Annotated in this window: 18 protein-coding genes; 9 read left to right on the top strand and 9 right to left on the bottom strand. The window is 65.0% G+C overall.

Annotated features, from left to right (window positions below):
* Nucleotides 1-123 precede the first annotated feature (123 nt).
* From ACPDIX_RS11795 to ACPDIX_RS11785, 3 genes are all read right to left on the bottom strand, one after another.
* Entirely contained in the window at nucleotides 124-2334 is a 2211-nt protein-coding gene (locus ACPDIX_RS11795; protein WP_423431996.1) for an LPS-assembly protein LptD, read from the bottom strand.
* 154 nt (nucleotides 2335-2488) lie between these two features.
* The gene (gene gatC, locus ACPDIX_RS11790; RefSeq protein WP_423431995.1) at nucleotides 2489-2794 is read right to left on the bottom strand and encodes an Asp-tRNA(Asn)/Glu-tRNA(Gln) amidotransferase subunit GatC; all 306 of its coding nucleotides are present in this window, start codon (nucleotides 2792-2794) and stop codon (nucleotides 2489-2491) included.
* Nucleotides 2791-3090: an HPr family phosphocarrier protein gene (locus tag ACPDIX_RS11785; RefSeq protein ID WP_423431994.1), complete on the bottom strand. Its 300-nt coding sequence runs from the start codon at nucleotides 3088-3090 to the stop codon at nucleotides 2791-2793. The genes gatC and ACPDIX_RS11785 overlap by 4 nt, the downstream gene beginning before the upstream one ends.
* A gap of 167 nt (nucleotides 3091-3257) precedes the next feature.
* Between ACPDIX_RS11785 and bamD the strand changes: the two genes are divergently transcribed.
* From bamD to ACPDIX_RS11765, 4 genes are all read left to right on the top strand, one after another.
* Nucleotides 3258-4262 carry an outer membrane protein assembly factor BamD gene (gene bamD / locus ACPDIX_RS11780; RefSeq protein ID WP_423431993.1) on the top strand — a complete coding sequence of 335 codons (1005 nt, stop codon included), beginning with the start codon at nucleotides 3258-3260 and terminating at the stop codon, nucleotides 4260-4262.
* Nucleotides 4259-4777, top strand: a complete 519-nt coding sequence (lptE, locus tag ACPDIX_RS11775) for an LPS assembly lipoprotein LptE (protein WP_423431992.1) — start codon at nucleotides 4259-4261, stop codon at nucleotides 4775-4777. The genes bamD and lptE overlap by 4 nt, the downstream gene beginning before the upstream one ends.
* A gap of 173 nt (nucleotides 4778-4950) precedes the next feature.
* Entirely contained in the window at nucleotides 4951-6510 is a 1560-nt protein-coding gene (locus tag ACPDIX_RS11770) for a hypothetical protein (protein ID WP_423431991.1), read from the top strand.
* Nucleotides 6507-7280 (top strand): HAD family hydrolase, encoded by a 774-nt coding sequence (locus ACPDIX_RS11765; RefSeq protein WP_423431990.1) that lies wholly within the window; start codon nucleotides 6507-6509, stop codon nucleotides 7278-7280. Before ACPDIX_RS11770 ends, ACPDIX_RS11765 begins: the two co-directional genes overlap by 4 nt.
* A gap of 118 nt (nucleotides 7281-7398) precedes the next feature.
* On the opposite strand, the gene tsf is transcribed toward ACPDIX_RS11765, so the two are convergent.
* The 3 genes from tsf to ACPDIX_RS11750 form a co-directional block, all read right to left on the bottom strand.
* Entirely contained in the window at nucleotides 7399-8238 is an 840-nt protein-coding gene (tsf, locus tag ACPDIX_RS11760) for a translation elongation factor Ts (RefSeq protein WP_423431989.1), read from the bottom strand.
* 53 nt (nucleotides 8239-8291) lie between these two features.
* A complete protein-coding gene (gene rpsB / locus ACPDIX_RS11755) occupies nucleotides 8292-9197 on the bottom strand; it encodes a 30S ribosomal protein S2 (RefSeq protein WP_423431988.1) in 906 nt (301 codons plus the stop codon).
* A gap of 329 nt (nucleotides 9198-9526) precedes the next feature.
* A complete protein-coding gene (locus tag ACPDIX_RS11750; protein ID WP_423431987.1) occupies nucleotides 9527-13087 on the bottom strand; it encodes a PA14 domain-containing protein in 3561 nt (1186 codons plus the stop codon).
* A 587-nt stretch (nucleotides 13088-13674) separates the two neighbouring features.
* Between ACPDIX_RS11750 and ACPDIX_RS11745 the strand changes: the two genes are divergently transcribed.
* Entirely contained in the window at nucleotides 13675-14091 is a 417-nt protein-coding gene (locus ACPDIX_RS11745; protein WP_423431986.1) for a response regulator, read from the top strand.
* Nucleotides 14092-14096: 5 nt separating this feature from the next.
* Nucleotides 14097-15245, top strand: coding sequence for a glycoside hydrolase family 5 protein (locus tag ACPDIX_RS11740; RefSeq protein ID WP_423432035.1), 1149 nt, complete (start codon nucleotides 14097-14099; stop codon nucleotides 15243-15245).
* 107 nt (nucleotides 15246-15352) lie between these two features.
* On the opposite strand, the gene ACPDIX_RS11735 is transcribed toward ACPDIX_RS11740, so the two are convergent.
* Nucleotides 15353-17614 (bottom strand): beta-L-arabinofuranosidase domain-containing protein, encoded by a 2262-nt coding sequence (locus ACPDIX_RS11735; RefSeq protein ID WP_423431985.1) that lies wholly within the window; start codon nucleotides 17612-17614, stop codon nucleotides 15353-15355.
* Between the two features lie 610 nt (nucleotides 17615-18224).
* Here ACPDIX_RS11735 and ACPDIX_RS11730 point away from each other — a divergent pair.
* From ACPDIX_RS11730 to ACPDIX_RS11720, 3 genes are all read left to right on the top strand, one after another.
* Nucleotides 18225-19535, top strand: a complete 1311-nt coding sequence (locus ACPDIX_RS11730) for an ATP-dependent 6-phosphofructokinase (protein ID WP_423431984.1) — start codon at nucleotides 18225-18227, stop codon at nucleotides 19533-19535.
* Between the two features lie 135 nt (nucleotides 19536-19670).
* Entirely contained in the window at nucleotides 19671-20858 is a 1188-nt protein-coding gene (locus ACPDIX_RS11725; RefSeq protein WP_423431983.1) for a class I SAM-dependent RNA methyltransferase, read from the top strand.
* Nucleotides 20859-21152: 294 nt separating this feature from the next.
* Entirely contained in the window at nucleotides 21153-21695 is a 543-nt protein-coding gene (locus ACPDIX_RS11720) for a hypothetical protein (protein WP_423431982.1), read from the top strand.
* Between the two features lie 244 nt (nucleotides 21696-21939).
* Here the strand turns inward: ACPDIX_RS11720 and ACPDIX_RS11715 are convergent, their stop codons facing one another.
* Nucleotides 21940-22368, bottom strand: a complete 429-nt coding sequence (locus ACPDIX_RS11715) for an ExbD/TolR family protein (protein ID WP_423431981.1) — start codon at nucleotides 22366-22368, stop codon at nucleotides 21940-21942.
* A 57-nt stretch (nucleotides 22369-22425) separates the two neighbouring features.
* Nucleotides 22426-23097 carry a MotA/TolQ/ExbB proton channel family protein gene (locus tag ACPDIX_RS11710; protein ID WP_423431980.1) on the bottom strand — a complete coding sequence of 224 codons (672 nt, stop codon included), beginning with the start codon at nucleotides 23095-23097 and terminating at the stop codon, nucleotides 22426-22428.
* Nucleotides 23098-23107: the final 10 nt, after the last annotated feature.

The following is a 23107-nucleotide window of genomic DNA, read 5'->3' as shown; positions in this document are numbered from 1 at the left end:
GCAGGCTAAACGGGCTGCACGGGGCTCGAGCCGGCATGGACGCCTCGGATTCAATGGCTCGATTGCCACAGCCGGACGGTGAAGCGCTGCGGGGTTCGGTGCCGGGAACCCGGACAGGGCAAGTTACCGCCCGAGAAGGCCGTAGGGTTGGAGGTGGTCCTCACCCACCCGATATTTCGGTGCCGCCTTCAGGGAGAAAGTGAAGGCCACTGCATAGTCCGCCGGTCCCTGGCGCGGATTGCGAACGCGGAAGGTCAAGGCACCGGTCCAACTGCGGAAGTCGCGGTAGACCGTGTAAAACTGTTCCTGCAATTGACCGTCGTCCACTTCGTAGTGGTGGGTCAGGCGGAAGGCCCAGTTGTCGTCCCACCGCCAGAGCAGACTTTGGAACAGCAGGTGATGTCCGGGGCCCCAGGCCGTCGGGTTGGCGCGAAAATCGTCCCGCAGGTGGTAATGACCCACGCTCCAGTTCCAACGCTCGCCTGCTTCCCAGGTGAGCGCGTGGAGGGCGAGCCGCAGCTGTCCCGCCTCGGGCGCTGCCCGCACCGTGGAGCGGATCGCCAACCACGACCTCGGACGCAGGACGAGGTCCGAGAGAAGGTCGCTCCACGTGTCCTCGCCCGGGTCCGGCTGAAGCGCAAGATCCGTGTGGAGAGACCAGTCGGCGAGGATGCTGACCGCGCCGTTTCTCCGTGTGTACCAACGCTGCTGGAGGCCCAGGCGGACGATGTGGGTTTCGTCGAGGGCGTCCACGGCGTTGAAGGCCGGGAACTCCAGAGGCAGCATCCAAAGGCTGGGTTGGAGGCCGTCGAACTGTGGCAGCGCAGCCGGCTCCGGTTCCGGTCGGGGCACATAAAGGTACCGCAGGGAGGGCTGGACCACGTGGCGGAGGCCGTCCAGGTCGAGCCATCGGGAGTGCCAGTCCGGCCAGGTGCGCGAGGCCTTGAATGAGACCTCCAGACCGGTGTGGAACAGGGCCCGGATTTCTTCATCGGTCCGTGCGCCCGGGCCGTCGGCCCGGCCGTAGGCGGTGAACCGGCCACCGATCTCGGGCGTGACGTTGAGCCAGTCCCACAGCAGCCACGGCCAGACGATTTGATGGAACGAGTCCGCGCGCCAGGCCTCCACACGGGGTTCCGTCCAGCCGTTGGTTTCCGGATATCGCAGCCGGTAGAAGCCGGCAGTGCTTTCGCTCTCGTAGTACAACGGGGTACGGCCGATGGGTTGCCGCCATGCGGTGAGTCGGACTTCCGGCAAGCGTTCGACACTTGGGAAGAACTCGTTCACGCGCGGTTCGGCCAGCAGTGCGAGGGCGAACCGGTCACCGGTGTGGGCACTTTCCAGGAATGTGCGGGGCTGTGGATTGCGGCGGTAAAGGTTCTCGAAGAAATCGTGTTCCATCAACGGGTCGGAGAAGTAGCGGAGCTGGGCGCGGAACACCGTGTTGCTTTCGGGGCGGGTCAGCCAGGAAAGGGCCAGGCGGTGCCGGTCCGGAGCGATGTCTCCGCCCCGCGGATCGGAGCCCGGGGCGGTGTCGTGGGCGTAGTAATACTCCAGGCGCGGATCGCCCCAACGGCCGGCGTGGCCCTGCAGATCGAGACCCGTGGCGGGACCGCGCCGGGTGCGATAATCGAAGTGCAGGGCTCCGTCCAGCCCGGGCGAAAGCCGCCACCACCACGTGCCCAACAGGTATCCCCCGAACCGGCTGCGATAACCGGGCACGACATCCCAGCGCGGGTCGCCCTCGGCCAGGGACCGGCGATAATAGGGGAAGTAAAAAACGGGGACCGATCCGAGATAGAGCGTGGCGTGTCGCAGTTCCACGTACCGGCCCGGGACGAGGGTGATCTGCCGGGCCACAATGCGGTCAAAGGGCGCCGCCACGTCGTCGGTGGTGATCCAGGCGTTGGTGGCGGTGTAAACGCCCGTGGTGGTGTCGGCATCCAGACCCTGCGCGGCTGCGAAGACGGGCGGCCGGCCGGTGCGGAACTGCTCAGCCTGCATTCGCCGCGTGCGAAAATTGTAACGGATGCGTTCGCCCACCCAGACCTGGTCGGCATGAAGGATGCGGACCCGTCCTTCTGCCACCGCCTCACCGGTCTGTTGGTTCAGCCAGACCACGTCGGCGGTCAGGGAGGCGTCTCCGTATCGGATGAACACGCCGTTGGTTCCCAGCAGCACTCCCTCTCCGGGCCGGTATTCGAAGCGGCCCGCTTCCGTAAGGGACCGCAGTTCCCATTGCTCGGCAGCAGGGGCGGGGCCGGGTTCCCCGGCAGCAGAGGCGCCTTCCGCCAGGAGGAGCGCCAGGCAGGCAATCAGGATGCGCACCGTCATCGAGCGCGGCCAGCAAAGCAGACCGGCAGGGGCGTTGCCAAGCTGATTGACGGGCCTGTCCCGCCGGTGTGCCGAAACCCACACCCGGGTCGGAATCGAGGGAAAGTGCAGGCCGCCGGAAGGCCCGGGGCAACCCGCCGGGGCGGGGAACGGATCACTCCACGATCTTGGGCACCAGGAAGAGGCCGTTGGCCTGCGCCGGCGCGTTGGCCAGGGCTTCTTGCTGTGAAAGGCCGGGCCGGGGCTCGTCCGGGCGCATGACATTGACCCGCGGAACGGCGTGGGCGGTCGGCTCGATGCCGGTCACGTCCAATTGTTTCAACTGGTCCACGTAGGCGAGGATTTGGCCGAGCTGGGCCTGAAAGAGGGTTGCCTCCTCCTCGGTGAGCTCGAGACGCGCCAGACGCGCCACGTAACGAACGTCCATGCCGGAGTCGGGGAATGGCGGGGATGTGCTCATTCCTCGTTGAACTTGTTGCGGACCAGGGCTTCGAGTTCGGCCAGCGCCTGCGGGGCATCCACGCCGCGCACATGAAGCGTCAACCGGCTTCCCGGTCCGGCCGCCAGCATCATCAAGCCCATGATGCTCTTGCCGTTGATGGTCTCGCCGTCCTTTTCCACCAGAACCTCGGAGGCAAACCGGTTGGCCGTTTTGACAAAAAGAGCGGCCGGCCGGGCGTGGAGACCCAGCTTGTTGGTGATCACGACACTTTTTTGCAGCGCCTGCACTTTTTCGTTCGCCGTTGATCCGCTCATTTTGCCGCAGGATTTGTAGCGCAAGTCCTGCGTGTTCGCCACTCCCAAATGCATGGCGGGCTGCCACCGGCCCGGGGCCGCGCCCTCGCATGGGCGGGCCGGGTCGGCCTGGCGTCCCGGCGCCGGTTCCTTGACTTGCGCGCAACGGCCCCGATACGGTTTGGCCCGTGAAACGCGCGCTGTTCTGGGTGGGTTGCCTGCTGTGGGTGGGGCTGCTGACGCCGACCCCCGTGCCGGCCCCCTTGATTTACACTCCCGGCGAGGGATGGACCTACGAGCCGGTGGGTGAAGAAGGGAAATGGCGCCGCGCTCGTGCCAAGGACCAGCTCGACGCGGCCCGGGAGGCGTTCGAACGCGGCGACTACCGCGTGGCTCTCAAAGCCGCCCGACGCGTCATCCGTCAGTGGCCGCTCTCCGATTACGCACCGGAGGCACAGTTCCTCCTGGCCCGCTGCTATGAGGAGCGGAAACAGGACGAAAAGGCGTTCCGCGAGTACCAGAAATTCATCGAGAAGTACCCGCGGGCCGAACAGGTCGAAGAAGCCCTGCAGCGGCAGTACGCCATTGCCCTGCGTTTCCTGAACGGTCAATGGTTCAAGCTCTGGGGGTACATCCCGTTTTTCCCCTCCATGACCAAGACGGCCGAAATGTTGGAGAAGGTCGTGCGCAACGGACCGTTCAGTTCAGTGGGGCCCCGGGCCCAGTTGAGCCTCGGCACCGCCTACGAAAAGGCCCGGGATTACGACCTGGCGGTCAAGGCCTATGAAACGGCTGCCGACCGGTACTTCGGCCAACCGGAGGTGGCCGCCGAGTCCCTCTACCGCGCGGGCATGGCCTGGCTCAAACAAGCGCGCACGGCCGAGTACGATCAGAGCGCGGCAGGAAAGGCCATCGCGGTGTTCACCGATTTCCTGGCGCTTTATCCCAACGACCCGCGCGCAGCCGAGGCCCGCCAACACATCGCCGATCTCAAGCGCGAACAGGCCCGGGGAAATTTCGAAATCGGCCGGTTTTACGAGCGCAATCGACAGTGGGCCGGCGCCCTCATTTACTACAACGAGGTCCTCCTGCTCGATCCCACCTCGCCCTACGCGGAGGAAGCACGCCGCCGCATCGAGCAACTCAAACCGCGGGTGCGACCGCAGGAAACCGCCAACAGCAACCGCCCATGAAAATCCACGCGGCATGGTGCGGGATGGTTTGCGCGCTCTGCCTGATGGCCGGCTGCACCGGCTACCGCCTGGGCACGCCCGCATCGGCGGACCTGGCCGGCCGCACCCTTCACGTGGCCCCCGCCATCAACGAAACCCTCGAACCCCGACTCACCGAGTTCGTCACCACGGCCCTGCGCCGGCAGGTCCAAAAGGACGGCACCTTCCGTCTGGTCAACGACCCGCACGAGGCGGATCTGGTCCTGCGCGTGACCGTGACCGCCCTGGACAGGCACAGTGTCAGTTTCCATCCCACCGACGTCGTTCGCCCCCAGGACTTCGAGGTGATCCTCCACGCCCGGGCCGAACTCAGAGACCGCACGTCGGGCAGGGTCCGACTGGACCGCACCTTCGAAGGCCGCCGTTTGATGCGAATCGGTCCCGATCTCACAAGCAGCGAGCGACAGACGATGCCGTTGGTGGCCGAGGACCTGGCCCGGCAGATCATCCTGGCCCTGGCCGAGGGGGAATGGTAAAGGGAAAGGCGCACCCTCCGGGCCGGGCACAGCCTCCCGCCTGCGGGGCCGTCCGGAAGCCCTGCACAGGTTTCGCGCCAGCGGCTGCGCCGGTCACGTTCTAGCCGCGGAACCAGCCCGATCCGCCGGCCACCTTGCGATGATGCACGGGCCCGGGCAGTCTCACAGGAGCGATGCATCTGGTGGTGGTTCACTATCATTACCGGCCCGGGGGTGTGCGCCGGGTGGTGGAGCTGGGGATCCACGCGCTGCTTTCGCATGATGCCGGATGCTGGGAATCGGTGTCGTTGGCGGGCGGCGAGCCGCCCGAGGCCGACTGGTGGGAGGCCCTCTGCAAACAGCATCCCAACGTCCCGTTCAGGCTGGTCACAGACCCGGCCATGGGATACGTCGCGGAAACGCGCATGAGCCCGGCCCGGCGCAGGGCCCGGCTCCGCCGGTTTCTGGAAACGTTGCTGGGGCCTTTCCCAAACGGCAGCGCCGTCATCTGGCTGCACAACCCGGGCTTGGGCCGCAATCTGGCCATGTTGCGGGAAATCCTGCGTGTCTCGGAGGCGCGGGGGTTTGCACTCGTGGCTCATCATCACGACTGGTGGTTCGAACACCGCTGGCATCGGTGGGAGGAGTTGCGCAGGAATGGCGTGCGCTCGCTGGCCGAAGTGGCCGGGATCGTGTTCGCCACGGGGCGGCAGGTTCGGCACGCCACCATCAATCGGCGCGACTTCACGCTGCTGCGAGCATTCCTCGGATCGCGGGTGGGTTGGTTGCCGAATCTCGTGGCCCGGCAGGCCCCTCCAGCCAAGGCAACCGTCCGGGCCGCCCGGTCCTGGCTGAGGGAACATCCGCTGACCGGTGGACGCGTCGCCTGGGTGGTGCCGTGCCGGTTGCTGCGGCGGAAGAACCTTGCCGAAGCCCTCTTGCTGACGCGGTGGCTTCGTCCGGAGGCATGCCTCATCACCACGGGCGGGCCCAGCTCGGAAGAGGAGGTTCCCTACGCCCGGGCGTTGGCTGAAGCCGCCCGCCGCCATGGCTGGCCGCTGGCGCTGGGAGCGCTGGCCGACCCGGACCCGCGTGCACCGGACGTGCTGACCCTCATGCGCGCCTCTGAGGCGGTTCTGCTGACATCGGTCCAGGAGGGGTTCGGCCTGCCCTATCTGGAGGCCGCCGCGGTCGGCCGGCCACTGATCGCCCGGGCATTGCCCGCGGTGGTGCCGGACCTGCAGCACATGGGATTTCATTTCCCGCAGTTGTACACCGACATCCGCATCCCCACGGCCTGGTTGGACTGGCGGGCTGAACAACGGCGCCTGCAACGGGCGTTTGACCGCTGGCGCCGGCTGCTGCCGCGTTCTCTGCGCAGGCATCCGGCCCTGCAGCCCTGGTGGGAAACCGCTCCGCCTCACGTGGCGTTCAGTCAGCTGACCTTGACGGGACAGCTCGAGGTGTTGACCCGGTCCATCGAAGAAAGCTGGGAGGCGTGCCTGCCGTTGAATCCGTGGTTGGCGGAGTGGCGCGCCCGGACGGCGCGCGGTTCTCTGGAAGTGACCTCCTGGCCGGCCGGAGCGGATCGCTGGACCCACCCCGGCGCCTACGCCCTCAGGTTTCACCGGTTGTTGCGCCGCCGCCCGGAACCGGCGCAGCCGGATGCCGCACGCCTTGCCCAGCAGGCAATGCTCGAGAAAACCCTTGCAGAAGCGCTTCATCACCCGCTTCTTTGGGCCCCGGTATCATGAAAGTGCGGGCCGTGCTGTTCGACATCTACGGGACCCTCTTCCGGGTGGGCCTGCCTCCGGCCGATGCCGACGCGCAATGGCAGCGCTTGTTTGAGGAGACACTGGCGAGTCCACCGCCGTTGAATCGTCTGCATTTTGCCGCCGCCTGCAGCCGGGCAGTGGCCCGGCGACACGAAATCGCCCGGGCCCGCGGGATTCCGTATCCGGAAATCCTCTGGCCGGCCGTGGTGTTGGAGGTGGTGCCACAGTTGCGGCGTCTGCCGGCTGCCGGGTTGACTCACTTCATTTACCACCAAATGCAGATCGGCCGGCACATCGAACTCCACCCGGGTGTCGCGCCGGTGTTGCGGATGCTCCGGGCCCGCAAATGTGCGATGGGCCTCGTCTCCAACGCCCAGGCTTACACACGGGAAGAGTTGCACGTTCATCTGGGCCGGGTGGGCCTGGCCCCGGACTGTTTCCGAACCGACCTGTGCTTTTTCTCGTTCGAACACGGCTTCGCCAAGCCGGATCCCCACGTGTTCCAATGGGCCACAACAAGGTTGGAAAGTCTGGGGATCGGCCCGGCCGAGACCCTCATGGTGGGTGACCGCCTGGACAACGACATCGAACCGGCCCGGGCGTTCGGCTGGCAAACGTGGCATCTCCACTCCCAGGCAGGAGACGGGCGGACGGGCGGTTCGTGGGAACAACTGCGGGCCTGGTTGGACCAGCATGCCGCCGCCGCTCCACCCGCAACAGCCGGCACGTCTGCCATGCAGCCCTGCTGAGCCACGCCCTCGCCCCCGGGCCTTGGTCCGCGACCCGGTCGGAGGGCCTTGCGAAAAAGAAGGCCCCGCGGGCCGTGGCCGACCCGCAGGGCTGAAGTCCCAGACGGAACCCGCCAAATCACGAGGTGGTCTCGCCCACCTGGAAGCGCAGGAACCGCCGCACTTGGATGGTGTCGTTCAACTCGCGGCTCACCCGCTCAATGTACTCGCGTACGCTGATCTCGGAATTCTGTTTTACGTAGCCCTGATCCAGGAGGCAGACGGTCTGATAAAACTTCTCGAGCTTGCCGTCCACGATCTTCTGGATCACAGCGGGCGGTTTGCCCTTGACCTGTTCGGCAGCGATCTCCCGCTCCTTGGCCACCACCGCCTCGGGCAGTTGATCCCGGGAAATGGCCAGGGGCGAAGAGGCGGCAATTTGCAGCGTGATGTCGCGCACCAGTTGTTTAAAGCCCTCCGAGGCCACCGTTTCCTCGCGGCCCGCGCCGACCTCGACCAGCACACCGATCTGGGCGCCGGTATGAATGTAAGCCGCCACCATGCCGCAGCCCTGAACCTCCAGTCGGGCATGGCGGGCGATCCGAAGGTTCTCGCGAATGCGGCTTACGGCATCCTGGCGCAGGCTTTCCACATCCGCGTTCGGATCCGCAGCCAGACGTGCCGCAACCTCCTGGGCGAAGTTGCGGAACATCTCGTTGCGCGCCACGAAATCGGTCTCGCAATTGACCTCCACCAGCACGCCGGCGCGGGCCCCGGGCAACACATGGGCCACGATGACACCCTCCCGGGCTTCCCGCGCAGCCTTGTGTGCGGCCGTGGCCGCGCCCTTTTTGCGCAGGATCTCCACCGCCTTTTCCATGTCACCCTGCGCCTCCAAAAGGGCGCGCTTGCAGTCCATCATCCCGGCGTTGGTAATCTCCCGCAGTTTGGCGACCTGAGCAGCCGTGATTTCAGCCATAAAAAACCTCCCGTGAATCGTTCCCTGGTTGTCTCGTGCCCAAAGGACCGCCTTCAGGCGGCAGGAGTCGTGCCGCCGCTTTCCTGAGAAGGCGTACCGGCAACCGGCGCCGCGGGTTCTGTCGCGGCCGGCGCCGTCTCCATCGCAGGGGCGGCCGGCGCCGCGGGCGGCGAGGCCGGCGTGGATTCCGGTGCCGACACCGTTTCGTTCACCGGGGCGGCCGGCTTTTGCTCCTCCCTGCGGGCCGGCTGGCCCCGGCGCGATTCCCCAGCCTCGAACTCCGCCCGGGCCTGTTGGATGGTCCGGGCCACCACGCCGAGAATCAAGCGAATGGACCGGATGGCATCGTCGTTGCCCGGAATGGGGTAGTCCACCTCGTCCGGGTCACAGTTCGTGTCCAGAATGGCCACCACCGGGATCTTCTTTTTGCGTGCCTCGGCCACTGCGTTGTGCTCCCGCCTGGTGTCCACGACGAACACCGCGCCCGGCAACCGGTCCATGCCCCGGATGCCTTCGAAATACTTCCGCAACCGCGCGGCCTCCCGGCGAAGCCGCGACTGTTCCTGTTTCACGTAGTTGTTGATGGCACCACTGGTCTCCATCTTTTCCAGCTCGTCCAGCCGCGCCATGGAACGTCGGATGGTGACAAAATTGGTCAACGTGCCACCCAGCCAACGTTCCGTCACCCAGAACTGGCCGCATTCCCTGGCCGTGTCACGGATCACCTGCTGGGCCTGCTTCTTGGTCCCCACGAAGATGATTTTGTCGCCGCGCAACACGACATCGCGCAAGAACCGGCAAGCGTCTTCCAGAAGGGTGAGGGTTTTGCTCAGGTCAATGATGTGGATGCCGTTGCGCGCATCGAAGATGTAGGATTTCATCTTCGGGTTCCACCGGCGGGTCTGATGCCCGAAATGCACGCCGGCATCCAACAGCTCCTTGATTCCAATGCTCAGCACGATGCTTCTTCCCTTTCGTCCCACCGGTCCGCAACACGGTGGGCCATCCCGTATGGCCGGGATTCAAACCGATGTGGTTGTGGCCCCCTGCGCACCGACCGCGCAGGCTTTTTAAGACCGTTCCTCCCTGTGCGGCTCACCGTTGCGGCGGTGGTCCCGGCACAAGGGACCGCCAATCTAGCAAAATGGCCGCCTCTCGCAACATCGGAGTCGAACCTCCCGGGCTGTCCGGATACGGCGGGGGCCGGATGCGCCTTGCCGGCGCACCCGGCCCCGCAGCCTTTCTCGATCCTCAAACGGGCCCGATCAGGCCCTCCCGCACGCCGGCCTCACCGCACCACGCGGAAGTACTTCGCCGTGCCCGTGATCGGGATCACCGCCGGATTGTCCGTCGTCTCGGTCGTCCAGGTCGCACCCGGACCCAGCACCGGACTGCTCTCCAGCCGGCCTCCGGCAGGACTCCACGAGATCACCACGTTGTCACCCTGCCGCACCACCGTCAGCACCGGCGGCTCCACCGGCGCAGGCGCAGCCATGTACCCAATCACATCCCCCGTCAGCCGCGGCGCATCCCCGTCCACCGGATCGTTCTCACTGGTCAGTTTGTAGGTCACCGCCAGGTTGTCCCCACCGCTGCCCTCGCGATGAATCGCCTCGATGTAGTAACGCTTGCCGGCTTCCAGGTGAATGCCCATGCCGTACGGATACGATACCCCACCGTCCGGCGTGAACTGATCCGAACGCCGCTGCAACGCATCCGTCCCGGAAACCCACATCCGCGCATCGTTCCAGCCCGATTGCGCCGCCACCAGCACCTTCGCCGCAGGCTGATCGCTGTTGGTGCTGATGTACAAGCGACTCTGATCGTCCGAGCTCAGGAAGAACACGTAGTTGCCGGTCTGCGGCGGAATGAAGAACCCGCTGACCCGACGCGTGTAATTGTCAGCCATGTTGGTCCTCGACTCGAAGATCGTCCACTCGTTGACCTCCGCCGGGTACCCAACGTTGCCATACAGCACCGCGTCGAACGAGGCTCCCGGGAAGAACTCTTCCTTGAGCTTGCCGGGCACGAACACCGTGTCGGTGGCCACCGTCACCGTCGCCACCTGGCTGGTCACCGAGCCGTATTGCGACAACGTCACCACACAGTCAATCTGCGCCCCGTTGTCATTGGTCGAGGCCACGAACGAGTAAACCGTCGTGGTCGCGTTGGCAATCGGCTGGCCGTTGCGACGCCACTGGTAGGTGGCCGGATACAACGCGTCGGTTTGGATTCCGACGGTGAACACCGCCGGATGCCACGCCCGCACCGTCACGCTCTGCGGTTGTTGCGTGATGCTCAGCGAGGTCGGCGCCGGCAACTTCAGACCCACCACGTCGCCCCGCAGGTTCGAGGGCGTACCGTCGGCAGGAGCCGGCTCGCCAAACAACGTGTAGTAGACCGCAACGTTGTCGCCGCCCGTACCCTCGTGTTGAACGACTTCGATGTAGTAGCGTTGACCCGCCGTCAGCGGAATGCCGCTGGCCCACGGCATGGAGCCATCCGGGGCCACAAACGTGCTCGAATTCCGCTGCGACACGTTGTTGCCCGACTGCCAGGCACGCGTCCCGTTCCAGGAGCTCTGCTGCGCGATCAACCGCTTGTTCGCCTCGTTCTCGTCGGTGCTCAGGAACAGGTCGGAGTCGTCATCCGACGAGAGGTAGAACACGTACCGCCCGGTCGTCGGCGGCACAAACCACGTGCTCAACCGTTGCACGTAGTTGTCCGCCCAGTCGGTCACGTCCATCGCGGTGATGAACTCCCGGATGTTCGGTGGACCGGCCTGGTTGTTCTCCACCTGCACGCGGGTGACGCTGCTGTTGTTCGGGCCCCACACCTCGCGGCGGACGATGCCCGGGATGAAGACCGACTGTTGCACCGTCAACGTGGCCTGGTCACTGGTTACAGTAAGGCCCGTTCCGGGGATACTCACCACGCACCGGTAGGTGGCCCCATTGTCAGCCATGGTGGCCACGAAGCTCAGGGTGTCCGAGTTCCGACCCGGCAGGTCCACCCCGTTCCGCTGCCACTGGTAGACAGGCGTCAGTTCCGAGTCGGTCTGCACCCTTACCCGGAACGTCACGTCCAAACCTTCCCACTGCGTCACCGACTGCGGCTGTTCCACAATGGTCAGGGTGGTCGGTTGCCAGGTGAGCAGCCGGATCAGACCGTTGGTCAGATTCGAAGGCGTCCCGTCCAACGGACCGCCACCCAGGTACTCCTGGCTGTCCGTGGTCAGGAAGTAAACACCCAGGTTGTCCCCACCGCCGCCTTCGCGGTGGACGGCCTCGATCCAGTACTTCTGCCCCGCCACCAGTGGAATCCCAAGGGCGTACGGCTGGGTCATACCATTGTCCGGTGTCCACAGATCCGAGCGCTTCTGCGTGGAAGCCAGGGGACCACCACCCCCGCCGTGGGTCAGCCAGTTGTTCCGACCCGACCAGCCCTCCTGCTGGGCGATCAACCGTTTGCTGGCCGGACTGGCATTGGTGCCCAAATACAGATCCGCATCGTCGTCAGCAGCGATCCAGAAAACGTAATTGCCGGTCACCGGCGGGACGAACAGGCCACTGACCCGGCTGGCATAGTTGTCGGCGTAATTGGCCGGGGCATCGAAGGCCTCGATGGCGCGAATCGTGGTCGGGCGACCATGGTTACCGGACCGCAGATCCGTAAGCGTCCGGCCTGGATAGTATTCCCACTTGAGGTAGCCCGTCACTTCCAAGGGCGCCACCACCGTGACCGTCCCTGTGGGGCTGTACACAGAAGCATCGCCGACCGATGCACGACAATAGATCTTCATGCCGCTCTGGGCGGCGCTGGGAATGAAGGAGAAGTCGCTGCCCGTGGCATTGGTCACGACGCTGTCGTTGATGAACCACTGGTAGCTCCCGGGACCGAGCAGAGCATTTTCCAACGCCCGATTGGTCACCACGAACCGGAAGGACTGTAGGGCTCCTTCGGTCGCCGTCACATCGGCCACGGTGGTGCTGACGACGGCCAGGTCCGGCAGAGGAGGCGGGGCTTTGGCAGCCATGTAGTTCACCGCTTTGAGAAACAACTGGGGGCCGATGCCGATAAGGTCGTACATACCGGCAATCTCGGAAGTCTGACCGGAGGCTTCCCGGCTGCCGGTCAGGAAGACCATTCGCGGCCCGGCCAGCCTCGCGTTTCCGGCTCCGGCCATTACGGCGCCCTCTTGCCATTCACCGATGATCATCCCGCCAAAGGCCGGGTCGCCTTCCGTCCCCACCACGGCCAACACGGTGCCGTTGCCGGCGACGGGGTCGGTGTTCACCGAAATGCCCCGCTGCACGACCCCGTTCCATTCCATGATGGTCGCGTAGGGGTCCACGGTGACGTTATTGGCGTCCAGATTGATCCCGTTGAAGATGGGATGATTCGGCTGCAGCACCCGCAACCGGAGGTCGTAACTGGCGGTGTCCGGAATGGTGGTTCCGGTGGTGAACCCCAGGCGGTTGTTGCGCAGGACGTACCCGCCCAGGATCATCACCGGCACGCGCAGTCCGTGCCAGGCTGCGTTCTCGGTGGCGGTCTCATAATGCCCGCTGGGAACAGACCGGCTGATGATCACCAGATCGTACTGGTTCAGGAATCCCACGTTTTCGGGCGTGGCGTTGTCGAAGGTCACCACCCGCGTCACCGTGTGGCCGTTGGCCCGCAATAATTGGGTGTAAGGCGCGTCCGGCGCGTTGGTGAAGCCGAGGGCCGCCGCCGCGGCAGAAGGCGAGTCATCCGCCGGGTGGAAGCTGATCCAGGCAATGTTGGCGCCCCAGAGCCGGGGAACGGTCAGGGCACCGCACAACAGGAGGGTACGGAGCAGTTTCATAACAGGTTCGTCGGGTTGGAATGTGACGGACGGATTCCGCAGAGGTTTTCCAACTGGAGTTGTACCGTTTCCCGCCGGTTCGAGCGTCCCCGCAAGCCGTTGCCGTACCCGGGAAAGGGCACAGGTCAGGTCTCCGGAGCCGCGCAGCACGTCGGGTTTGGCTGCCGACGGGTACCATTGCACCACTCCTTATGAAAGCATGCACCGTTTCTGTCAAGACTGCCTCGCACGGCTGGGTCCACTGTGCCGAAGGGGGAGGAAATGGTCCGTGGGATCCGGGGCCGTCCGCTGGGGAAGGTTTCCCTTGGTCCCTCCACCTGTGAGGGACCCAAGCGGAGCATCGGAGGATGACGCTGCGCAACAACCGGCAGATGTAGACCGGCCGCGGCCCCTGCTGCATACGATCCATCAGCCAGGGTATGGAAAGTTTGCCGGGTTTCCCCCGTTCGTCAGGGGTGATCCACAGGCAGACCCAGCCCGTGCCGCATCATCCCTCTCCGGCTGGGCGGCAGGCCACAGGGCAGGCGGATTCTGGCTTGCATCCCGGGCATAAGGCGGCATTTACTGTTTGCGGGCAACAAGTGTGCATGAGCTCGCCTGCCTCCAGCCGCACTCCGCAGAATGACCACGGTGACCACGGGCGCCCTGTCGTCTTGGCCGTGGACGACGAGGTGATGATCCTGGAGCTGATCGCCATGGTCCTGGCCCCGCACGGATACGAGGTGATCACCTTCGACGATCCGGTGCGGGCGTTGGAAGCCGTGCGGGCCGAACCGAATCGAGCAGCCCTGATGATCACCGACTATGCCATGCACAACATGAACGGCATGGAGCTGATCGAGCAATGCCGGGCGGTGGCGCCGGAGCTGAAGATCCTCCTGATCAGCGGAACGGTGAACGAGGCGGTTTATGCCGGCAGCCCGGTGCAACCGGATGGTTTTTTGGCCAAACCCTTTCCCACCCATCAATTGCTCGCCAAGGTGCGCCAGTTGATTGGGCGTTGAAGGAAGTGACGGGCGGGCACGTCGAAGCCGAAAAGACCATGATCAGCCGCCGCACGTTCCTCAGCCGGTCATTGGTGGCCCTTGCCGGCGGGCCTTGGTCCTCTGCCCTTGCCGCCGAGACTCCCAACACCCATGCGTCTGCCCGTCAGACCTCCACCGGCCTGGAGGAGCCCGATCCGGCCCGACTCCCACGCTGGCGCGGGTTCAATCTGTTGGAAAAGTTCGTTGCCCGCCCGGGTGGCAACCCGCCCTTCCGCGAGTCCGATTTCGAATGGATCGCCGGGTGGGGCTTCAACTTCGTGCGCCTGCCGATGTCGTACCGGTGCTGGTCAGCCGTGGAGGAACCGCGCAAGTTGGACGAGGCGCAACTGGCGCACGTGGATCAGGCCGTGGCATGGGGCCGGCAGTACGGCGTCCACGTCAACCTGAACCTGCATCGGGCACCCGGTTACTGCGTCAATCCGCCCAGGGAACCGTGGGACCTGTGGACGGATCCGCAGGCGCTGGACCTCTGCGCGTTTCATTGGGCGCAATTGGCCCGGCGTTTCAAAGGAATTCCCAACCGCTTCCTCAGTTTCGACCTGCTCAACGAGCCGCCAGACATCCCGGAAGCCACCTACGTTCGAGTGGTCCGCCATCTGGTGGCGGCCATCCGGAGCGAAGACCCCGGGCGCCTCATCGTCGCAGACGGCCTGCGCTGGGGACGCGATCCCGTACCCGGCTTGGTGGACCTGCAGGTGGCCCAGAGCACCCGCGGTTATGATCCCATGGAAATCTCCCACTACCGCGCGGGATGGATCCCCGGCTCGGACCAATGGCCGGAGCCCACCTGGCCCTTGAAACGCGGTGAACGCGTGGTGGACCGGGAGACCCTGCGGCGTGAACGAATCGAACCGTGGCTGAAGCTGCAGGCCCGCGGGGTGGGTGTCCACGTGGGAGAGTGGGGCGCCCACAACCAGACCCCGCACAAGGTGGTGCTGGCGTGGATGCGCGATTGCCTCCAGCTTTGGAGGGAGGCCGGTTGGGGTTGGGCACTGTGGAACCTGCGCGGCTCGTTCGGCATCCTGGACAGTCAGCGGGCGGACGTGACCTATGAGTCGTTTCGGGGTCACGCCTTGGACCGCGCCATGCTCGAGCTGCTTCGCCAAGGCTGAGCTTCGCACGGGCCAGGGTCGGCACACACTCTGCCCCGTCGCAATGTATCTACGACCGGCAACACGCACGGGACGGTAACCAATTCCACGCAGCCCCGCCCCGGACGCTACGGCTGGGTCTGACGCCGAACCACGCGCACGCCGAACACGCCGCCGGCATAATTGCCCGGATGGGCCTGGAAGCGAACCTCCACACGCTGTTTCCCGCGCGTCAGCCGTTCGGGCAGTGGATACACCTTCTCCCAGAACTCGTTCGGCCGGTCCATGTGCAGTCGGGTGGTGTCGATCCGTTCGCCCTCCACCAGCACGTCGAAGGTCCGGTTGCCCGTTTCGCTGCCCCAATAGGTGACGATCAGATCGGCCGGTGCGTCCGGCGGGACGGCCACGTCGAATGCAAACCAACCACCGTCCCAAGCATGCCGGAACTTGCGACCGTTGAATTCACCCGGCGCGCTCTTTTGACCCCGCACATTGTGGTCGCGCTCGGGCTGCATCTCCCCAATGGCGAACCAGTCCACCGTGCGGGCTCGGAGCTCCCGGAGCCGCGCCTGCTCGGCCTCGAACTCGGCCTGACGCTTTTCCCATTCCGCCTGGGTGAAGAGGTCCCAGTACACCGCGTGCCGAACGTCGTAAGCCGCGTAGAACGGCTTGAGCCAGACGTCCCCCGGCCGGCCCACCATGCGTGTGCGGAATTCCAGAGGCCGGCCCCAGGCCGACTCCAGCCACTCGTTCACGGGACGATCCTCCGTGACCAGGACGGGAACCGGGTCCTCCGATCCGGGTGCGCCCACCTGCCCGGCCAGCAGGATCGGACCGTAAAAGATGGCCACCCGGCGCGGGTTGTCGGGCATCGGCTCCAACCGCAGACTCATCGGCATGCGCACCACCAGCACATCGTCCCGATGCCAGTCGCGTTCGATCCGCGCATAGTCACCCGGCCGGCTCACCACGTCGAGAGGGCGGCCGTTGAGTTCCACTTCGAACCCGTTGGTGGCCCAGAACGGGTGCCGAATGTGGAGCGTCAAATGCACGGGTTGGTCCGGGAAGAACTGTAGTCGGACCTCCGGTACCTCGGGAAAATGGGTGTGCATGCGCAGCCGCAGCCCCTGCTCGGGCCACCGCAGTTCCGACGCGATGAACTGGTCCACCCACAAGGCGCCCGGCCCGTGAAAATAGATGTTCTCGTTGTAACGCGCATGGTTTTCCATCCCGGTGCCGCTGCAGCAGGTGAATGCATGATCGTCCATGAACTGTTTCACCGCCCCGGGTCGCAGCGGGAGGAAATAAAGCACCCGGCCGTTCTCGGGGTTCTGCGAAGCCAGGATGTGATTCCAGAGGGCGCGCTCGTAGTAGTCGCCCAGCGAGCCATCGGGATGCCAGCGATAGAGCGCCCGGGCCAGCTTGAGCATGTTGTAGGTGTTGCAGGTCTCGGTCGTGTTGTCCCCCAAGCGCCGGCTCAACCGGCCCGGCGGCCCGAAATGCTCGCCCTCGCTGTTGCCGCCGGTGGCGTAGGTATGACTCCTCAAGACGATGTGGAAGAAATTGCTGGCGATGGCCGCAAACCGGGGTTCACCCGTCAGCTCGAAGATCCGCGCCGCCCCGATCATTTTGGGGATCTGGGTGTTGGCGTGCTTGCCGGCCAGCTCGTCGCGCCCTTCGGCCAGGGGGTCCAGAACGGCGCGATGGTAGAATTTGAGAGCCAGATCCAGGTAGAGCGGTTTGCCGGTTCGGGCGGCCAGTTCGGCCAGTACCTCGTTCATGCCGCCGTGTTCGCAGGCCAGCATTCGTTGCCACCGGTCTTCATCGAGGTTCTTGGTGACCTCGTGGACCCAGTCTCCCAACCGGGCGGCAATTTCCAACGCCTGTGCGTTGGTACAATACGCGTGCGCGTCCAACAGGCCGGCAAACAATTTGTGCAGGTTGTACCAGGGCACCCATGACCCGTTGAGGTCGAAACCGCCTGAACGGATCTCGCCCCGGGCGATTTCCGAGAAAATCCTCCGGCTTTCGGGCATGCCGCCCACGAAGCCGTCCCCGCGGGCCTTCTGACACGTTGCCAACTCCTCCACGATGTAGTCCACCCGCTGCTTGAACTGCGGGTCCTGCAGGGCCTGGTACATGCGCGCACAAGCCGAGAGATAGTGTCCCAGGCTGTGCCCGGAGATGCTCTGCGATTCCCACCCCTCGTACACGGGCGCTTTCAGCGGCAGACCGGCCTCCCGCCGATACGGCGCCAACAAACGGTCCGGTTCCAGCCGCAACAACCAGCGGGCGTCCAGTTCCTGCGCCCTACGGAACGGCCCGTCGAGCAACCGCACCTGACCGGGCTCAAACGGTTGTGCCTCCCAACGAACGGATTGTGCAGCCACGGGCCACCATTCAGCCGCACATGCACCGGAAGCCCATCCCCAGACCAGCCCGAGCACCGCCCCGAGGGGCGCCTTCCCATTCCAGCCCACACGGCCGGATCCACCCGCAAAACCTCTCCTCAAGATCGTTCCCGCAGAAACCCGCCACCCGGCTGCCAACCACCGTGCCGTCTGCCGCACACTCTTCATGGCTCGAACCTTTCTCGCTAACCTCGTTGTCGCGTTCGTCAACAGACGCTGAGCGGCCCGACCGCTGCCGCGGCCCGACCCGGCCGGCGTTTCGTCCCCGGCCCCGCCTGCCCGCCCACAGCGGGCGTTCCGCCCTCGCCGCAGGCGTAATGGTAGCGACGTCGGTTGCCGGCGCGACACCAGATTGCGACTTTTTCTCGCCAAAACACGAACCAAACCCGGCCAGGTCGAACTGCCTGGCCCCCGTCTGCCGGGCGCGTCCACACTCCTCTCCCGGCGCACACCTGCCAACCGCGGTCCCCCCGCAGGGAACGAAAGCCGCACCGAGGCGCTGGAGACTCCCCGCACTCTACAACCGGATGGCCCCGGGACGACTGCGGGGTTGACCCGCGCGTTGGCACGGGAGTAATCCGGAGGCAAGATGCTCGCGTCTGAAGACACCGTCGTACCCGCCTTGGGCCCGTGTACGATTCCCTCGCCCCTTCGCCTGGGGCGTCAGCCGGAGGCCGGTTTTCCCCCGTTCGTTCCTGAAACTGCCCGGGTCCGTTACCGCGTGGATTGCGACCCGACCTGTGGTACCGAACCCGATGTATTCTTCGAAAAGGCCGGACCGCGGGAACGGCTCTTTTTCGATCCGCGCCGAACCCGGGCGGCCATCGTCACCTGTGGCGGACTCTGCCCGGGCCTCAACAACGTGATCCGGTCCATCTTCCTCGAGCTCCACTACAACTACGGTGTGCCGGAGGTTCTGGGACTCCGCTACGGTTACGCCGGGTTGAACCCGGCGGTGGCCGAACCTCCTCTGCGACTGACCCCCGAGCTGGTGGACACCATCCACGAGGAGGGCGGCACCATCTTGGGCACCTCCCGGGGGCCCCAGCCGGTGGAGGTCATGGTGGATTTCCTGGTCGAACGCGGAATCGACCTGCTCTTTTGCGTGGGAGGCGACGGCACCCTCCGGGGAGCCCGCTCCATCGCAGAGGAAGTCTTGCGTCGCGGCCTGAAGATTGCCGTGGTGGGCGTGCCCAAGACCATCGACAACGACGTCATGTACGTGCAGCGCACCTTCGGCATGCAAACAGCCGTGGACAAGGCCCGGGAGGTCTTGGACGCAGCACACAACGAGGCCAAAAGCGCCTACAACGGCGTCGGCCTCGTCAAGGTCATGGGCCGCGACGCGGGATTCATTGCCGCCATGGCCACCCTGGCCAGTCAGGAGGTCAATTTTACACTGATCCCGGAGGTGCCGCTGGTCCTCGACGGTCCCCGGGGCTTCCTCGAAACGCTGCGCCGCCGGCTCATGGCCCGCCACCACGCAGTCGTGGTGGTGGCCGAAGGCGTGGGCCGCGAATTGATGGCCGGCGAACCCACCGAAACCGACGCCTCCGGAAACCCCAAACCACCCGACATCGGGCCCTTTCTCAGGCATCGGATCATCCAACACATGCGCCGGAACGGGATTCCTGTGGACGTGAAGTATTTCGACCCCAGCTACCTCATCCGGAGCGTGCCGGCCAACAGTGACGACGCGATCTTCTGCGACGCCCTGGCGCGTCATGCCGTGCACGCCGGCATGGCCGGCAAGACCAACGTTGTGGTGGGGATCTGGAACGGGGTCTTCACTCTGGTTCCCATTCCCCTGGCGGTTTCCGGCAAGAAACAGGTGGACCCGGCCGGACCCCTTTGGAAGAGCGTCCTGGCAGCCACGGGCCAACCCCCCGTTTGGAGCTGAACCCCGGCTCCCGCCGGCAGGCCCCCGATACCGGACGAAACACCCCGCCGGACGTTCCCCCGGTCTTCGCCCGGACCCAAGGGCCACGGGCCGCCAGAACCCGCGCCTGCGGCCTCTGCAGCAGGCATTGCCCCCGTGGCCGGCACGCATACCTTGAATGCCGTGGACGTTCAGGTCGGACAACCCCAGGTGGGGCAACGCTTGACCCTGCGAATCGAAGACCTGGCCTTTGGCGGAGAAGGCGTGGGCCGGGCCGACGGATTTGTGGTGTTCGTTCCCTTTGTGGCCGTGGGCGAGACGGTGGAAGTGGAAATCACCGAACGCAAGGCCCACTACGCGCGGGCACGCCTGCTCCAGGTCCTCGAACCCTCGCCGGACCGCGTGGACCCCGCCTGCGCGCATTACGGCCGCTGCGGCGGGTGCCAGTACCAACATCTCCGTTACGAGGCCCAACTGCGCGTCAAACACAAACAGGTCACCGACCTGCTGCAGCGGATCGGAGGAATCGATCCGTCTGTGGTCCAGCCGGTCGTTCCGTGTCCGCGCCCGTACGGCTACCGCAACCGCATCATGGTTCGCAGCCAGTGGAACAAGCCGGAACGACGGATGAACGTGGGATTCCTGCGTTGGGACTGCGGCCTGGTCGAGGACGTGCAGGAGTGCAAGATCGCCGAACCCGAAATCAACGAGCAACTGCAACACGTCCGCGCCCACCCGCCCCCCAAAAGCGGGCTCAAGGTGGTGCTCAGACTTCCCCCAGCAGACTGGGTGGTGCCACCCGATTCGTTTTTTCAAAACAATTTCCATTTGCTCCCCGAACTGGTGCGGACCGTCCGTGAGGCCGTGACCCGCAGCGGCGCCCGCTATCTGGTGGACCTGTACTGCGGGGTGGGCTTCTTCGCACTCGAACTGGCCGGCTGCGTCCAACGGTTCATCGGCGTGGAATACGATCGACGCGCCGTCACGGCCGCCCGTGAGAATGCCCGACGGCGCAACATCACCAACGGCAGCTTCCTGGCCGGGCGCGTGGAAGAATGGCTGCCCCAAATCCTTCAAGAAATGCCCGCAGGCCAGTCCGTCTTCCTGGTGGACCCGCCACGCAAGGGCCTGACCCCCGAGGCCGTGCAGATGCTGCTCCAGGCGCGCCCTCGCGCCCTGATTTACGTCTCCTGTCATCCGGCCACTCTGGCGCGTGACCTGAAAGCCCTCCGGGACGACGGCTCCTACCACCTGGTGCGCGTCACCCCGCTGGACATGTTCCCTCAGACCCAACACGTCGAATGCGTGGCTGAACTTCATCGGCAAGGACTCTCGAGCGAATGACCAGGGCACACCCCGGTCGCACCCGGCCCCACCTGCTGGCCCGGCCGCATGTCGCTTTCCCACCTCCCATGACCCGGGGCCGGCCGGAACCCCGACAAACCTGACGGCCCGGCCGTGCGTCCACGGTCCGGTATCCCGCACCTTCCCCTGCGTCTGCCCGGCTGGGTCCGCCCGGCGGCACCTCGCGCCGGGTGGGCGGCCGGAAAAGACCGTTCTCCGGCTTTGACTCCGCGTGCAAAGCCTGTAATCCTCCGTTCGCTTGGCAGCCGTCCCACAAAAGGACGCACTCAATCTATGAAATCATTTTTGACGACGCTCTTGATGGTGTTTGCCCTGGCCCTGTGCGGTCTGGTGGCGTTTCAATGGAACCGGGAGGTTCGACTGCGCCAGCGCTTGCAGGCGCTGACGGACGAGGTCCAGGACCAGAAGGAGGCCATCCAGAACCTCAACGGTCTGGTCAAGCGCACCCAGGAGGAAGTGGACAGACTCGAGGCCATCCGCAAGCAGTTGACCGCCACCATCCAAACCAACATGGCCGAGCTGAGCCGGCTCGACAAAGAACTCGACAAGGCCCTGCGGGAAAACGAGCAGCTGAAGCAGCAGGTGGACGTTTACAAGGAGGCGCTCACCCAGGCCAACGAGAACATTGAACGCCAGAACCAAATCATCACCCAGCAGAACGAGGAAATGAAAAAGCTCGCCGAGGAGCGCAACGCCATCGTCGCCAAGTACAACGATCTGGTCCAGCAGTTCAACGATCTCGTTCAGAAGTGGAACGCCCAGCAGGAGGCACTGGCCGCAGCCGCCACCAACGCCCCCTCACCGCCCCGGCGCTGAGTCCAGCCCCGGATGCGCCGCGGCACCCGAAGATTCAACCGATCCGACCGGTCCGCATGCCCCGCCCCAACCACTCCTGCCAACAGCGGTGGTTGCAGTTCTCGCCCTCGCCGGGAAGGATCCGTTTGGAGCCGCATCCGGATGAGGGGCTGGAAAGAGCCCGGAACCTGCAGGTCCACACCGACCTCCTTCACCCACACCGGACTGTGCCCCGAAGATCGAAGTCGGTTTCGCGGCCGACGGGTCAATTCCCTCCCTCGCCGCTGCTCTGCGGAGAGATCGCAAAGGACACCTTCTGAATCCCCTCCCGTCGCACGATGTCCAACACGCGAATCACCGCGCCGTGGGTGGCGTCCTTGTCACCGCTGATGTACACCGGGACGTTGGTGTTGATGCGGTATTTGTTCGAGAGGTAAAGGCGCAGTTCGGAAAGGGTGACCCGCTGTTTCTCGATGTAGACGTCGCCCAGCTTGTCCACGGCAATGTTGATGATGTCCGGCTTGAAATCACGGGTGGCAGCGGTGGCCGTGGGCAGGTCCATCTTGATGGATTGGAGACGGATCATCGTCAGGCTGGCCATCATGAACGAAGCCAGCAGGAAAAACATGATGTCAATGAGCGGGATGATCTCGATCCGCGCCTTCTTGTGCGGCAATGGTGAGCCGATTCTCATGACGGGTCCGTCCGTTCTCAGGTTGTGATTCTGCCCGGCGCCGGCCGGGAGGCCGCATCAGGTGGTCTTCTCCCGGGCCGCTTCCTCGTGAAACTCGATCGTATCGAAACCGCGCTTTTTGGCCGCAGCCACCATGATTTCGAGGTTGGTCGCGGCCGATTCCAGCTCGAATTGAAGCCGGCTGACCTTGCTGGTGAAGTAGTTGAAGGGAATCAGACAGATGATGGCGATGGCCAGACCGCACATGGTCGCGATCAACGCCTCGCCGATGCCCCCGGTCACCTTTTCCACCGCCAGTTCCACGTCGCCAATCGACAGGAAGGTTCGGAAAATGCCCGACACGGTGCCCAACAACCCCAACAACGGAGCCAGCGTCACCATCGTGTCCATCACGGTCAAAAACCGGCCCGCCCGCTGAAGTTCGGCTCCGGCCGCCACCTGCAGCGCCCCCTGCAGCGAGGAATGATGATGGTTCAGTCCGTGCCAGATCATCCGGATCACCGGATCGCTCGAATCTCGTGACAATTGGGCGGCACCGCGGAAGTCGCCGTTCTCGATCGCGGCGAAGATTTGTTCCAGCTTCTCAGGCTCCCGGCGGAATCCTTCGCGGATCCACCAAAACGTGCGCTCGCCCACCACGGCCACAGCCACAATGGCGGTGACCAGGATGGGCCACATGATCCATCCACCCTTCTCGAAGTATTCCACCAGGATGTTCGCCAGCATCATATTCGTATCT

It is taken from the genome of Limisphaera sp. 4302-co, assembly GCF_049537155.1.
Classification (GTDB): Bacteria; Verrucomicrobiota; Verrucomicrobiia; order Limisphaerales; family Limisphaeraceae; genus Limisphaera.
This window is presented reverse-complemented; position numbering and strand designations above follow the sequence as displayed.

What these genes read in the sequence shown, in the direction of transcription:
- ACPDIX_RS11795 (WP_423431996.1), bottom strand. Translation starts at nt 2,334, where the DNA reads ATGACGGTGCGCATCCTGATTGCCTGCCTGGCGCTCCTCCTGGCGGAA.
- ACPDIX_RS11765 (WP_423431990.1), top strand. Translation starts at nt 6,507, where the DNA reads ATGAAAGTGCGGGCCGTGCTGTTCGACATCTACGGGACCCTCTTCCGG.
- lptE (WP_423431992.1), top strand. Translation starts at nt 4,259, where the DNA reads ATGAAAATCCACGCGGCATGGTGCGGGATGGTTTGCGCGCTCTGCCTG.
- ACPDIX_RS11720 (WP_423431982.1), top strand. Translation starts at nt 21,153, where the DNA reads ATGAAATCATTTTTGACGACGCTCTTGATGGTGTTTGCCCTGGCCCTG.
- ACPDIX_RS11745 (WP_423431986.1), top strand. Translation starts at nt 13,675, where the DNA reads ATGAGCTCGCCTGCCTCCAGCCGCACTCCGCAGAATGACCACGGTGAC.
- ACPDIX_RS11750 (WP_423431987.1), bottom strand. Translation starts at nt 13,087, where the DNA reads ATGAAACTGCTCCGTACCCTCCTGTTGTGCGGTGCCCTGACCGTTCCC.
- ACPDIX_RS11770 (WP_423431991.1), top strand. Translation starts at nt 4,951, where the DNA reads ATGCATCTGGTGGTGGTTCACTATCATTACCGGCCCGGGGGTGTGCGC.
- ACPDIX_RS11730 (WP_423431984.1), top strand. Translation starts at nt 18,225, where the DNA reads ATGCTCGCGTCTGAAGACACCGTCGTACCCGCCTTGGGCCCGTGTACG.
- ACPDIX_RS11715 (WP_423431981.1), bottom strand. Translation starts at nt 22,368, where the DNA reads ATGAGAATCGGCTCACCATTGCCGCACAAGAAGGCGCGGATCGAGATC.
- tsf (WP_423431989.1), bottom strand. Translation starts at nt 8,238, where the DNA reads ATGGCTGAAATCACGGCTGCTCAGGTCGCCAAACTGCGGGAGATTACC.
- ACPDIX_RS11785 (WP_423431994.1), bottom strand. Translation starts at nt 3,090, where the DNA reads ATGAGCGGATCAACGGCGAACGAAAAAGTGCAGGCGCTGCAAAAAAGT.
- gatC (WP_423431995.1), bottom strand. Translation starts at nt 2,794, where the DNA reads ATGAGCACATCCCCGCCATTCCCCGACTCCGGCATGGACGTTCGTTAC.
- ACPDIX_RS11710 (WP_423431980.1), bottom strand. Translation starts at nt 23,097, where the DNA reads ATGATGCTGGCGAACATCCTGGTGGAATACTTCGAGAAGGGTGGATGG.